This is a genomic window from Rhizobium sp. NFACC06-2 (genome assembly GCF_900101425.1).
Taxonomy (GTDB): Bacteria; Pseudomonadota; Alphaproteobacteria; order Rhizobiales; family Rhizobiaceae; genus Agrobacterium; species Agrobacterium leguminum.
Genome location: NZ_FMVA01000007.1, coordinates 14824 through 29166 on the forward strand (window position 1 = coordinate 14824; position 14343 = coordinate 29166).

Genomic DNA, 14343 nt, shown 5'->3' on the forward strand with positions numbered 1-14343 from the left:
CGGAATGCGGAAACGCGTCTCTCTGCCTGTTGTTACGATTGCCCCGGAAAGCCTTCGCTTTTCCGAAGAATTGTCGGGCGGTTATTCGGCCGCCTCGACCTTGTCTTCACGCCCCACCAGCCGCTCGCGCAATTGCCGGGAAACGGTGAACTGGACATCCAACAGCCGGAAATAAAGCTGCCCCACCTCGTCATGCACGGCGATATCCACCAGCAGGCTTGCCTGTGTGAGCGATTTGATCGTCATCGAGAGGAAGAACTTCTCACCGAAACCCAGCGTGGCGAAACGGTCGATGCGGCCGATGGCGGAAGGCAATCCGACATAGTCGCTGCCGAGGATCAGCCACAGCCACGGCGCCTGCATGAAGACGTCACCGAGATAGGCGTTGAAGGATGTGGTGCGGAACTGCCCCTGCATCGCCTCTTCCACCGGCGTCAGCTCGCAGGCGAGCGTCAGACCCTGCTCGCCGCCATTCAGCACCTCCCGCAGCCCTCGGAAACTCGGACCGTGGAACAGCAACGGGCCTTCCTGCGGCGTGCCATAGAGCGGATAACCCAAGGGCTCGTCATCCTTGCGCAGATCGAAGGAGCCGAGACGCGGGCGAAAGCTCATTTCACGGCTCAAGACCACGGTGCCGATATAGCGGTTGTGACGTTCGGATTCCGACCGGCTGGAAACCGAGATCGTCAGCGCATGCCGGTCGCCGGCAGCCAACGTCTCCGCCGCCGGCTCGATATGCGCTTCCAGCAGGCAGGTTTCCCCGCTCTCAAGGGCGACGCCCTTCAGAACCTTGAAGCCGAGCAGGGTCTCGAAACGGTAGCCGGGCAACATGTCTTCCGCAAGCTTTACCAGCCAGCTCGCCGCCGCCGTCGCCGGCAGGACGAAGCGCCCGTCGACCATATGGTCGGCGAGGAAAGGCGCGGTCCGGAGATCGACACTGCGCTCGACGATGCGCGATGTAGTGACGGTCTTGACCGTCCGCGCCACCTTGTAGCTTTCGCCACCCACCAGGATTTGCGCACCGTCGCCAGAGCCGAATTCGTCTGCGAAGAACTTGATACCTGTCTCCACCGGGATGATCGCCAGCCCGCGCTCGCTATAGGCTTTCTTGAGCACGTCATTGACCATGCCGCTATCCCATGGACCCCAGCCGATGCTGCGGACGAAAGCGTCGGGATAGTCCGCCTTGAACATATGCGCGAACTTGTTCAGCACCTCGTTCGCCATGGCATAGTCGGTCTGCCCGGCATTACCAAAGAAACCCGAGACGGAGGAAAACAGCACCAGATGTTTTATCGCCTCCGGCTGGAGCGCCTGCATGAGGTTTTGCAGGCCGCGCACCTTGGTATCGAAAACCGCAGTGAAATCCTCAGCCGTCTTTTTCTCGATGCGTTTGTCGGCCAGAAGACCAGCGCCGTGGACGATGCCGGTGATCTTGCCGAGGGTTTCCTCGACAGCGGCGACCGTGTGTTCGACATCCTTGGCGTCGGCGATATCGCAGGCGAAATAAGCCGCCTTGCCGCCAAGTTCCTCGATCCTTGCCAAGGTCTGGCGGATTTGCGCCGCATGGCGCGAGCCATTCAGCATTTTTTCCACTTTTACCGGCGTCGGCTGCTCGCCTTCGGCCTTTAAGGCTGCAATCGCCGCTGCCTTGAGGGCCTCATCGCCCTCAATGCCCTCGGCCCATTCGGGCAGCGGCGCGTCGATATCGGTGCGTCCCAGCAGGGCGAAACGGACTGGATGACGTTCGGCAAGGGCGATCACGCAATCGGCGGTAATGCCGCGAGCGCCGCCGCTGACGAGAAGCACGCTGTCCGCATCAAGCCCAGTGTCCTGCTGCGTGGCCACCGGTTCGGCGCGGCATATCAGGGTTATACGCGATCCTTCAGGACCACGTCCAACCTCCACCAGCGCCGTCTGCGGGTCTTCCAGCTCCTCGACGATGAGGTCGGCCGTCTCTTCGGCCGTCAGGTCCGGATCGATATCCACCCAGCGGCAAAAGACGTCTTCCCATTCGACGACGAGCGATTTCGTCAATCCGCCGACACTCGCGCCGGCCGCATTGAAGAGACCCCTGCCCGCCGTTCCCAGCGCACCGTCATATTGGCTGACGGCAAAGAAGGTGCTGCGTCCCTCCGCATTCGTCAGTCTCGGCCGCAGGACGCCGGCCAGGGTGAAAAGCGTCACGGCGGCGTCATAACCCGCCTCGGCAAAGACCTCGCCCATCGATGCCGCAGCGGTTGCGGGCTGCAGGTGGATGAACCCGCCGATGGGGCCTTCCGCCCGTTCGATTTCGGCGATCAAAGCCTCGACACCCGCTTTGCTTCGGTCCTGGAGACTGTAATCTCTCACACCGTCAATAGCCGTTCCGGCGGCTTGCTTTCTTTTGCCCTTTGCCGGTTTGGCCAGCGCGGACAACTGAATACGGACGACTCTCTGACCCTGCGCCAGCAGGCGCGTGGCCAATATATCGCTCAATCGCTTGCCGTCATCGACAAGCAACCAGATGCGGCCGGCGGCGAGCGAAAGCGGCATTCTGTCCGGCCGTGCAAGGTCCTGACGCACCACAATGTGACGATAGACGGAAGGGACAGCGATAACCGGCTGAGCAAGAGGTGCGAAGGCATCCTGCTCAGCCAAAGCTTTTTTTGGCTGGGAGGTCTCCTCGTCGCCGGTGCCGGAGAGCTTCGTGGATGTCACCACGCCGAGACGCTGGAGAGTCACGACGGAAGCGCCGGCCACGGCAGGCGCGCTGCCGGGGGCAGCAGGCTTCGGCGTTTCCGTAACGGCGGTCAGGGTCGACACGCCTTTGATATCGGCCAGCAATTCGTCGATGGTGCGCAGGAAGAACTGCGTCATCTTGTGGATATTGCTCATGGTTTCGATGTCAAAATTCTCGTCGTTGCGGTTCTTGTCCGCATCCTCCAGAAGCCGGGTGCCATTCGATAGACGGTCGAACATCGCACCGAAAATCTCCAGACGCTTTATGGAATCGATACCTAGATCGGCCTCGAGATCCATCTGATCACCGATCATGTCGACCGGATATCCCGTTCGCTCGCTGACGATTTCCGTCAATTCCCGCACCAGCCGCTCTTCGGTGATCCCTTCAAGCGTCGAAATTCGCGCCTGATCGTCGGGGCTGAGAACCCGAGCCGGCATCGCTATCGGCGTTACGATCTCTGCGGCGGGTGTGACGGCGGGCGACGAGCCTTTGATGCCGGCGAGCAATTCGTCGACCGTGCGCAGGAAGAACTGCGTCATCTTGCGGATATTGCTCATGGTTTCGATATCAAAATTCTCGTCGTTGCGGTTCTTGTCCGCATCTTCCAGAAGCCGGGTGCCATTCGACAGACGGTCGAACATCGCACCGAAAATCTCCAGACGCTTGATGGAATCGATACCTAGATCAGCCTCGAGATCCATCTGATCGCCGATCATGTCGACCGGATATCCCGTTCGCTCGCTGACGATTTCCGTCAATTGGCGGATCAGCCGCTCTTCGGTGATGGCTTCAAGAACGGCGATCCTCGACTGATCCTCGGCGCTGAGAACTGGAGCCTGAGCGGCGGCCGGCACTGGCTGAGGATCGGCTATTGCCGGCACAACCGGTTTCGGAGCGACAATGGCCGTAACCGGCGCAGCGAGAGGCTGCGGAGCCGGGACAATAGCGGGTTTCGCTACGGCCTGGGTTGCGGGCGCAAAACTCTGCTGATGCGGCAATGCCAGCGGCTCCGCCGGTTTCGGCATTTCCAGCGTGTTCGGCAAAAGGGCCGGAATAGGCGGGCGGCTGCGAACCGCCTCGCCGCTCATCAGCGACATCTGGTTATCGAAGTAGCGCTCATGGTTGAGATGGTAGAGTTCCTGATTGCGCTCCAGCAATTGCAGGCTGCGGGCCAGACTTGCGGTCATGCTCTCCATCTGCGGATGGCCGTGGAACTTCTCCAGCAGGCTGTGCTGCTTGCTGACCAGAGACCCCAGCATGTCGATATAATCTTTCTGGTTGGTCTGGAACTGCTGGTGAAGCTGGCTGAGCAAATTCTGGCTTTCGATCTGCCTGTCCATCTGGTCCGGCTTCGGAATATTCTCGGATTGGCGCGTCATTGCTATCTCGATCCTGTCAGTGGCATGGGAGGACAAAGTGTGGAGAACGGGTTTGGCAACCGACGGGAAAACCGGAATGTTCTGCGTCGGCTGAGGCTCGGCCTTGGGGTCCGGATAAACAATCGGGCCGGGCATATTTCGTGCGGTGCGCTCGGCGAGGAATTTCTCCACCACGCGCGTATCGTGGCGCAGCGCATGTTCGCGCCGCTTGCGGTTCTTCTCGGTCAGGTAAAAGCCGCCCTGAAGGGTGAAGCTGGAAGCCTGTCTGGTCGGCCGCTCCTCCGGCGGGCGCTTGCGGGCATAGGGGTCGGCGTCAGAGAGGGCAACGCCCTCCACCACCAGCTTCGCCAGCGCCCGGCGCAATTGCACCGCTTCTTCGCCATTGGCGCTCGGATTGAGCGAAACCACCGCATGCGGTTTGCCCTTCAGAATGTCGGCGGTCAGTTTGCCGAGAATGCCCTTGGGTCCAATCTCGACGAACAGATAACCGCCATCGGCGTAGAGCCGCTCGATCATTTCTCGAAAACGCACTGGCTGTACGAGTTGCCCAACCAGCGCATCGCGATAATGCGCAGGGTCTTCGCCATAGGGTTCGGCCGTTGCGCTGGAATAAAGCGCGCAGCGCGGTCTTGCGAACTCGACGCCGGCAATACCTTCCCGGTAGGGATCGGCCGCATGGCTGACATAGGATGTGTGGAAGGCTGTCGAAACCGGCAGGGTCTGGCTGCGGCGGCCACGCTGCGAAAGCCAGGCATGGGCGCGCGCAATCGCCTCGGTCGAGCCGCCGAAAACAAGCTGTTCCGGCGCATTGTCATTGGCGATCACGATATCCGGAACGGCGGCAAGCAATTCCCCGGCTTCCTCATAACGCATCTGCGCGGCAAGCATCGCGCCCGGATCGGCAAGACCGCTCGGCATCTCGACCGCGCGGCCGCGGGCAAGCGAGGCCCGGTGAAAATCCGCATCCGAAAGCACGCCCGCCGCCCAGAGCGCGGTCAGTTCGCCATAGCTGTGCCCGGCGACGAAATCCGGGGTAAAGCCGAGACGTTGCAGCAGCCGGAAATAACCGGCGCTCACCGCGCCGATGGCCGGCTGGGCATTGGCGGTGCGGGTCAGTTCACGGGCCTGCGCAAAAGTTTCCTCATCGGAAAAGGCCGGCGGCGGATAAATGACAGCCGACAAAGGCGGCAGGCCGACGTCGCGCGCCACGGCATCGGCATCTTCCACCGCCTGACGCAGCTCCGGATAATCGAGGGTCACGCCCGCGCCCATATTGACATATTGCGCGCCCTGCCCCGGGAAAAGCGCAACGACACGGCCCGCGACCAGCGCCGCCTCGGGCCTGTAATAAATACCCGCCGGATGTTCCAAACTATTGTCGGGTTCGGATTGCAGCAGGGTCAAGGCCTGCGCCAGCAGCTCGGAGGCCTCTTCCGGCGTCACTGCGGCGAAAGCCAGACGAGCGGAGGATGGCGCAGGTGCGAGCCTGCCGCTATCAGCCAGATGGGCTTCGAAAAAGGCGGTCTTCGCCTCCCCGGAAAGCTGTGAAAGAGCGTCGCGGCAGGTCGCCTCCAGCATGGCCGGGTTCGGTGCGTGAAACGCCAGAACCTGCGCCGACCGGCTCAGCCTGTAGGCCTGCTCGCGCGTTTCCGGTTCATATTCTTCCAGAATGACGTGGAAATTGGTGCCGCCAAAACCGAAGGCGCTCAAGGCGCCGCGCCGCAATTCGCCGCCCTGCGGACGCATCCATGGCCGCGCCAGCGTGTTGACGTAGAATGGCTTGGTCAAAATCTCGGTGGGTTCTTCCACATTGATCGTCGGCGGCAGGACCTTGTGATAAAGGCCAAGCGCCACTTTCATCATCGCGACAGCACCGGCGGCACAACGCGTATGGCCGATCTGCGATTTGATGCTGCCGACAGCGATGGAATGGCTCGTATCGATACCTTGTTCTTCGGACAGCCTGATAAGGCTTTTGATCTCAGTCTCGTCGCCGGATTCCGTGCCGGTGCCATGCGCCTCGATCAATTGAATATCCGCCAGCGTCAATCCCGCTTGGGCATAGGCGCGCTTCAGTGCCTTGACCTGCCCCTCGGAACGCGGCGCGAAAATGCTCTTGGCGCGGCCGTCGCTGGAAGCGCCGAGCGCCCGGATCACCGCATAGATGCGGTCGCCGTCGCGCTCCGCATCCGCAAGCCGCTTCAGCACCAGATAACCGACGCCATCGCCCAGCATCATGCCGTCGGATTTTTTGTCGAAAGGCCGCGAACGGTTGCTTTTCGACAAAGCGGGCGTCTTGCTGAAGCACAGGAACGAGAAAATCGAATTTTCGAGATTGACGCCGCCGGTCAACACGGCGTCGCAGCTGCCATCCGCCAATTCGCCGATGGCGGCCTTGATAGCGGCAAGACTGCTCGCGCAGGCGGCATCGACCATATAAGAGGTGCCGCCGAGATCGAAATAGCTGGCGATGCGGCCGCAGGCCACATTGCCGAGAAAGCCGGGAAAACTATCCTCGTTCCATTCCAGCGACAGGCCCTGCAACCGCTCGATCGTGTCCTCCGCCACCTCTGCGGACAGGCCGCTATTGAGGAGGATATTGCGCAGGAACGGTATCTGCTGACGCACCGCCAGCGAAAACGCCGTATTGCCGTTGCCGGAACCGCCCAGAATGACGCCGATCCGGTCGCGGTCGATCTTGTCGGCCCCCGCCCCCAGAAGACCGGCATCCGCCATGGCCTGTTTTGCCACATGCAGCGCGAAAAGCTGCGCCGTGCTGATCGATTGCATCATCAGAGGCGGCAGTTTGAAACCGACGGGATCGAAATCGATCGGCGGCACGAAGCCCGCCTTGCGGCCATAGACCTTGTCGGCAGCGCGCGGATCCGGATCGTAAAAATCTTCCGGCCTCCAATATTCGACCGGATCGACCGTATCGACGTCGCGGATCGCGTCGTGACCGTTCACGATATTGGACCAGAAATCATAGAGATCGGCTGCATCGGGAAAATGGCTGGCCATGCCGACGATAGCGATCTCCAGAGGCGGCGGTGCGGGAGTGTGGTTCTGCGGCATCACAATAATAGTCCTTCCCTGGGGACGGAAAGCAGCGCTCCCGTCAGAGACAAGAAAAATCAGGATGTAATTCGAGTTTTCCGCGCCGTAGCGCGTACATAGGCCCAATCAATACTCCAAAATCGGAATATTAATTCAGTGTATTGATCACTTAATTTCGCACTTAGGCGTCTAAGGACGTATAAAACATATATTCATTCACTTGAAAAGCATTAATATACTTTACGTTGAAGTTTTCATAATTCAGACATCTTTGGTTGAGTTGGTGAAAACTGGCAATCAAAATCCACACATCAACGATCGGATTTCTCGTGGACACAAGCGAGCCCGCCGCCGCATGTCGGCGGCTGCCGGAGACAAGAAATAAAAACCGCAGTCCGGTTTTCCAGGACTATTCGTACGGGCCTATGCCCCAGCCGTTGCCGGCGTCGGACATCGTCCGGTTTCATCCGCTGCATTGGAATATTGCCGTGCCGAAAGGAAGCGGCCGATGACCAGATGCATCATCTCGGCTTCTTTCAGGGGCTGGAAATCGGGATCGACCGCCAGACGCGAGAAAACACCGTCAATCAATGCGGCAATCCAGGTGGCGGCGCGCTCGGCGTCGAGATTGGCGTCGATCTGTTCGCGCTCCATTCCCTTGCGCACGAGATCGGCGATGCCCGCGCGAATTTCCTGGTCGGCGGTGCGTACAAGCGCGTGAATGGCTGGATTGCGAATGGCTTCGGAAGCGATTTCCAGCACCAGCCGGGCATAAGTCGGATCGGTCGCAAGCTCCAGCGAGGCGTCGACGAAACCCAAAATCGCACCGAACTGATCGTCCGCTGCGCCGAGTTCGGCGAAATAGTCGGCGGTTTCCCGTCGCTCTTCGGCAACGATCGTTTCGATGATCGCTTCCTTGCTGTCGAAATAATGGAAGAGATTGCCGGAGCTCATACCGACCGCCGCGCAAATCTGCGCCGTGGTGGTCTGGTGAAAGCCGTTTTGCGCGAAGCAGGTGATGGCGGCCTCGATAATCTGCTGCCGCTTGGCTTCATGCTTGGCTGGATCCAGCTTGCGGGCCATGATTGCTCCTATAAATTAATTGAGCACTTAATCCATTAATTATATCGCGGTCGCCTGTCAACCCGTCCTACCCGTAAAAGGCGAATGGGGGCGGAGAAGAACCCGCCCCGCTAGGATTTTGGCTGCCAGACGTATCAGGCGGTCAATTCAAACCGCTCGCATTCGCGAAGAAAAGGCAGTTTTATCCGGGTTTCATCCAGCAATTGGCGGGAGAGCCGCCGCTGATGCACGGTTGGCTTCACATTGGCGTGAAAACATATCTCGCCCAAGGGGTCGATGACCATGCTGTCGCCGTCATAGGAGAGATCGTTGCCATCGATACCCACACGGTTGACGCCGATGACATAGGACTGGTTTTCGATGGCCCGGGCCGGCAGCAGCGTTTTCCAGTGGGAAGCCCGGCGGGCGGGCCAGCTCGCTATATAGATCGCCGCATCATATTGGCCGCGATTGCGCGACCAGACCGGAAAGCGCAGATCGAAGCAGATGAAGGGAGCGATGCTCCAGCCCTTCAGCTCTATCAACTGCTGCGCCTGCCCCGGTGTGTAATGCTCGTGCTCGCCCGCATAGGTGAACAGATGCCGCTTATCGTAATGAATGAGCGTGCTGTCCGGGCGCGCCCAGATCAGCCGATTGAAATAACGCCCGTCCTCGGCAATCGCCACGCTGCCCACGATATCCGCGTCGTGCCGGCGCGCGGTCTCCAGCAGCCAGTTTACCGCAAGCCCATCCATGGGTTCCGCCACGGCCTTCGGGTTCATGCTGAAACCCGTGGTGAACATCTCTGGCAGGACGATCAGATCCGTCGCCTCGATCTCATCGAGATGCCGGTCAAATTGCTGCAAATTCCGCTCGGTATTTTCCCAGGCCAGATCGGCCTGCACGAGCGTTACGCGAAGATCCTTATCACTCATCAATATCTCCTTGAAAACATGGGTTTAACGACAAACAAGCCAGGTGCGGACAAAACTGCCCGTCACCAAAAAACGGATGGAAAAACGGCGTCCCGCCGGAAGCAAGCGATGCAGCGGGCGCGTCAGGTCCAACCGCAATTCATCGCGGCCGGGCTTTTCGAAAAGGCGCGCCGCCTGGAAATCGAAATGGCGTCCAACCACCGGATAAAGCGCCTTGAACAGCGTCTCCTTGGCGGAAAACACCAGAAAAGGCAGTATGCCTGCGTCACACTCCTCGCGGTCGGCGATCAGCCTGCGCTCTAGCGGCTCGAGGGCGCGCTTCAGGATGACCTCCATTACCGCTCCCGGCTCGATTTTTTCGATATCGACGCCGACCCTCACGTCGCAATCATGCGTTACCATGCAGACGCAGATGCCGTGGGAATGGCTGATCGAACCGCTTATGCCTGATGGCCATACCGGCTCGCGCTTGTTGCCGATGCCGATCGGCTGAGGGCCATGCCCGAAAAACGTGAGCGCCGCCTGCCCCAGAAAACGGCCCGCGAGAAACTCCGCCTGCCGCTTGGGAACCGCTTCGGCCAGGAGTTTCGGCATCGCCACCTCCAGTCGGTCGAACAGGGCCGTCCGGTAGAATGGCAGATGATATTGCACCTCGAGCGCGATGACGTTTTCCGATCCGGTATCGAGAAAAACCGGACCAGAGAGGAAACCCTCGGATCGTCCGACGGTGGCGGCGATATGCTCGTGCACGGCGGGCGCCTTCAGGCCTGATATCCGATAATCCGCCATCATCCCTGCCCCTGCACCGTTGCGGCCTCGCCTTCGGCTATCCGACGCTCCGCCCCTGCCCGGTCTGCGGCGGTCACGGAAGTGAGATGCTGCAGCCTGCGGCCGAGCCAGCCGCGCAGATCGTCCATATAGGTGAAGACCACGGGCACGAAAACGAGGCTCAGCAGGGTGGATGTAATCAGGCCGCCGATCACGGCAATCGCCATGGGCGCGCGGAAACCGGCATCCGCCCCCACCCCCAGCGCCGCCGGCATCATGCCGGCAACCATGGCAAGCGTGGTCATGATGATCGGGCGCGCGCGCTCGACGCCGGACTCCACCAGCGCCCGTTGGCGGCTCAGCCCGCCATTGCGCTTCTCGATGGCGAATTCCACCAGCAGGATGGAGTTCTTGGTGACGATCCCCATCAGCATCAGCAACCCGATGACCGCCGGCAGATCGAGCGCGCCGCCATAAAGCAACAGGCCGACGATTGCGCCGCCCACCGAAAGCGGCAATGCCACGAGAATGGTGATCGGCTGGAGAAAATCCTTGAAGAGAACGATCAGCACAGCCAAAACCATCATCAGGCCAAACAGCATGGCGGCGCTGAAACTCTGGAACATCTCGCCAATATATTCGGCATCGCCATATTGCACCTGCCGCACACCGGCCGGAAGCGAGGCCACGGCGTCGAGCGCATTGATGCGCTCCAGCGCGACGCCAAGCGGAATGCCGGCGAGATCGGCGCTGATCGTCACCCGCCGCTGGCGGTCGAAGCGATTGAGCTGCCCCGGCCCTTCCGAGACCGAAAGATCGGCGACCGACATCAGCGGCAGGCTGCCATTCGCCACCGATACCCTCAGCATGCCGAGCGTATCGAGATTGCTCTGCGCTCCCCGTTCGATCATCACGCGGATCGGCACCTGCCGGTCGCCGATATTGAACTTGGCGGAATTGGCGTCCGTATCGCCAGTGGTGGCAATGCGCGTGACGGCGGCGATGGATTGCGTGGACACGCCAAGCCGGGCCGCCTCGTCAAAACGCGGCCTGATCTGCAATTCCGCCCGCGGCAGGGGCTCGGTGGTCTGCACATTGGCGATGCCCTCGATGCCGCGCATGCCGGTTTCCACGGCAAGAGCCGCAGTGGCGAGCTTCTCAGGCTCATCGCCGACGAGGATGATGGAAATATCGCGCGCCGCATTTTCATTCTGGAAGGCGAAGCGGATATTGGGGGTGCGGGCAATCAGGCCTGCTGCGCCAAGCTCGAACTGACGCTGGGAAAACGAACGCTCGGAAGTCGGCACGAGAGTGACCAACAGCGAGGCACGGGCAACGTCGGGGCCGTCATCCGTCCTGCCGATGGAGGCGAAGACGCTTTTGACCTCCGGCATTTCCCGGAGCGCTGATGTCACCGACTGCACGGCACTGTCGGTATCGCGCAGCGTCGAGTCCGGCGGCAACTCGATCAGGATACGCGACAGGCTGCGGTCGTCGCTCGGCAGGAAGCCCGAGGGCAGAAGCGGCACCAGCAGGAAGGAACCGACGAGCACCAGAACGCCGATGCCGCAGGTTTTCAGCCGATGGCGAAGCGCAAGTTCCAGAAGCGCCACGTAACCCCGGCCTATACGGGATTTTGGCTGGGATTTCAGCGCGCCGTGCTCTTCATGCTTCACCGCCTTCGGCACGAGAATATAGGCGGCCATCAACGGCGTCACGAGACGCGCCACCAGCATGCTGGCGAGTACGGCGACGGAGACGGTCAGCCCGAACTGCTTGAAATATTGGCCGATGACGCCGCCGATGAAGCTGACCGGCAGAAACACCGCGACGATGGTTGCGGTGATGGCGAGAACCGCAAAACCGATCTGGTCCGCCGCATCGATAGACGCCTGAAACGGCCGTTTGCCCATATGCAAATGCCGGTCGATGTTCTCCACCTCGACGATTGCGTCATCCACCAGAATGCCGATCACCAGCGTCAGCGCCAGAAGGGTGATGCTGTTGAGGGTAAAATCGAACCACAACATCACTGCAAAGGTGGGCAGGATCGAAAGCGGCATGGCGACAGCCGCGATCAGCGTCGCCCGCCAGTCGCGCAGGAACAGGAAGACGACAACGACGGTCAGCGCAGCACCTTCGATCAGCGTCTCCATGGCGACCTGATAGCTCGCCCGGGTATAATCGACGGTCGAGAGCACCCGGTCGATCTCGACACCCGGATAGATGTCGACCAACCGCGCAATCGTGGCATTGACGGCGTCTTCAACCGCCGTGTCGCTCGACCCCTTGGCGCGAAACACGGAAAAGCCGACCACCGGCTCGCCGTCGAGACGCGATAATTCGCGCGGCTCGGCCTCACCGTCCGTTACCTTGCCGAGCGTCGCGAGCGTCGTCCATTGGCCGTTCGGAAGGCTGATGGGCCGCTCCGCCAGTTCGGCGGCGGTGATCGCGCCGCCAACCGCGCGGATCGACTGTTCCTTCTCGTTGAGCCGGCTTCTGCCGCCGGGCACATTGGTGTTGAAGGCCTGAACCTGATTGTTGATATCCTCGGCATTGATGCCGAAGGCGATCAGCTGGTCCGGATCGAGCTGGACGGTGATTTCGCGGCTCACACCGCCGATACGCTGCACCCGCTGCACGCCCTTGGTTGTCAGCAATTCGCGGCCGATGATCTCGTCGACGAACCAGGAGAGATCGACGGGCGACATCTGCGCGGCGCGGACCGCGAAATAGAGGATCGCCCCGCCCTCGACATCGAGGCTGGCGATTGTCGGCTCCTCGATGTCACGCGGCATTTCGGAGCGTATCTGCGAGACGGCCTGGCGCACGTCATTGGTGGCGCGGGCCGTATCGATGCCAAGCTGGAATTCCACCGTCGTGGTGGAAAGCCCGTCGCCAATGGTCGACTGGATATGTCTTATGCCGGCAAGGCCGGAAATCGCGCCTTCGACCCGCCGCGTCACCTGTGTTTCCAGTTCCGCCGGCGCGGCGCCCGCCTGAACGATGGAGACAGTGACAATCGGAAAATCGACGCGCGGATTGGCGTTGACTGGCAGCTTCATGAAGGACTGGATGCCGACAAGCGTCAAAAGCAGGAACAGGACGATGGTGGGGATGGGGCGGCGGATGGCCCATGAGGAAATATTGGTCATCAGCGATCCGCCTCCTTCTGCGCGACTTCGCTGACGCCGACGATCTCATCGCCGTCGCGCAGGAAGGCGCTCGCGCTTTCCACGATGCGCTCGCCGGCACTCAACCCTTCGAGGATTTCAACGACGCCGTTCTGCGCCTGCCCCACACGAACGGCGCGGCGCGCCACCCTGTTCTCATCATCGACCACCACAAGTTGGGCCGCACCTTCGCGGCGCAGCCGCAATGCTGCTTCAGGAACGGAGACGAGGAAGCGGCGCTCGCCGAGATCGACCTTGCCGCGCGCGAAAGCCCCGGCCCTGAGATCGGCGGAGGGCGGAACCGCGATGCGCACGATGCCGAGGCGGCTCTGGGTGTTGACCGCCGGTTCGACGACACGGATGGTCCCCTGAATGGCCCGACTGACGCCATTGACCGCGATTGCCACGGATTGACCGGTTTGCAGGGACGGCAGCACCCGTTCCGGCGCTTCGGCGAGAAATTCCAGTTCGCCATCCTGCAACAGGCGAAACAGCGGCTCAGTACTATCCGGCATCGCGCCGATACGGGCATGGCGCTTCCTGATGAGGCCGGGTTTCGGCGAGAGGATCTCGGTCCGCTCCAGTTCGAGACGGTGCTGGGTCAATTGCGCCTGCGCGCCCGCCAGTTCGGCACGCGCGCCCTCGATCTTGGCCTGTGCCATGGCCGCCGCGGCGCGGCGCTGGCCAAGCTGTTCCTTGCTGACGCTGGAGCCGGAAAGACCTTCGGCGCGACGCAGATTCTCGCTCGCCTCGATCTCCGCCGCCTCGGCCTCGGCGAGTGTGGCATGGGCGCGGGCGACGGTCGCCTCCGTCTGTTCGACCTGGGCCGCGAGCGTCTTGCTTTCCAGCCGCGCCAGCAATTGCCCGGCCGCAACCGTATCGCCGACATCGACAAAAACCTCGACGATGCGCTGGCCGGTCACGGCCGTACCGATGGAAATATCGTTGCGGGCGGCGAGAAGGCCGGCAACGTCCTGCCCGGCGTTGAAACCATAAGGCGCTGAGGTGACGACGGACACATGCGGCCGCACCTTGACGGGCGTCATGCTCACGGCGGGCGCCTCCTCAACCGGCAGTATCAGGCAGGCCCCGCCGCCTGCAAGTCCAATGGCGAGCAGCGCCCACCAGAACAGGCGTCGCGAAGGTCGTCGTCCGGTCGTTTCTCCGGGTAGTGGCCGAGGGTTTGCAAGCTGAGGATTTGGGAAAGAGGAATTCAGGTCGTTCATGGCAGGACGGGTCCGGGT

At 61.3% G+C, this 14343-nt stretch carries 6 protein-coding genes; all 6 read right to left on the reverse strand.

Annotated elements, in window-relative coordinates; all coding sequences use genetic code 11:
• Positions 1–81: 81 nt before the first annotated feature.
• Positions 82–7179, reverse strand: a complete 7098-nt coding sequence (locus F3H58_RS13460; protein ID WP_149742553.1) for a type I polyketide synthase — start codon at positions 7177–7179, stop codon at positions 82–84.
• A 405-nt stretch (positions 7180–7584) separates the two neighbouring features.
• The gene (locus F3H58_RS13465) at positions 7585–8244 is read right to left on the reverse strand and encodes a TetR/AcrR family transcriptional regulator (protein WP_149742554.1); all 660 of its coding nucleotides are present in this window, start codon (positions 8242–8244) and stop codon (positions 7585–7587) included.
• 134 nt (positions 8245–8378) lie between these two features.
• Positions 8379–9158, reverse strand: a complete 780-nt coding sequence (locus F3H58_RS13470) for an amidohydrolase (protein WP_149742555.1) — start codon at positions 9156–9158, stop codon at positions 8379–8381.
• A gap of 24 nt (positions 9159–9182) precedes the next feature.
• Entirely contained in the window at positions 9183–9947 is a 765-nt protein-coding gene (locus F3H58_RS13475; RefSeq protein ID WP_188128909.1) for a 4'-phosphopantetheinyl transferase family protein, read from the reverse strand.
• Positions 9947–13081, reverse strand: a complete 3135-nt coding sequence (locus F3H58_RS13480) for an efflux RND transporter permease subunit (protein ID WP_286169507.1) — start codon at positions 13079–13081, stop codon at positions 9947–9949. The genes F3H58_RS13475 and F3H58_RS13480 overlap by 1 nt, the downstream gene beginning before the upstream one ends.
• The gene (locus tag F3H58_RS13485; RefSeq protein ID WP_286169558.1) at positions 13081–14145 is read right to left on the reverse strand and encodes an efflux RND transporter periplasmic adaptor subunit; all 1065 of its coding nucleotides are present in this window, start codon (positions 14143–14145) and stop codon (positions 13081–13083) included. Before F3H58_RS13485 ends, F3H58_RS13480 begins: the two co-directional genes overlap by 1 nt.
• Between the last annotated feature and the right edge of the window lie 198 nt (positions 14146–14343).

What these genes read in the sequence shown, in the direction of transcription:
- F3H58_RS13460 (WP_149742553.1), bottom strand. Translation starts at nt 7,179, where the DNA reads ATGCCGCAGAACCACACTCCCGCACCGCCGCCTCTGGAGATCGCTATC.
- F3H58_RS13465 (WP_149742554.1), bottom strand. Translation starts at nt 8,244, where the DNA reads ATGGCCCGCAAGCTGGATCCAGCCAAGCATGAAGCCAAGCGGCAGCAG.
- F3H58_RS13470 (WP_149742555.1), bottom strand. Translation starts at nt 9,158, where the DNA reads ATGAGTGATAAGGATCTTCGCGTAACGCTCGTGCAGGCCGATCTGGCC.
- F3H58_RS13475 (WP_188128909.1), bottom strand. Translation starts at nt 9,947, where the DNA reads ATGGCGGATTATCGGATATCAGGCCTGAAGGCGCCCGCCGTGCACGAG.
- F3H58_RS13480 (WP_286169507.1), bottom strand. Translation starts at nt 13,081, where the DNA reads ATGACCAATATTTCCTCATGGGCCATCCGCCGCCCCATCCCCACCATC.
- F3H58_RS13485 (WP_286169558.1), bottom strand. Translation starts at nt 14,145, where the DNA reads ATGACGCCCGTCAAGGTGCGGCCGCATGTGTCCGTCGTCACCTCAGCG.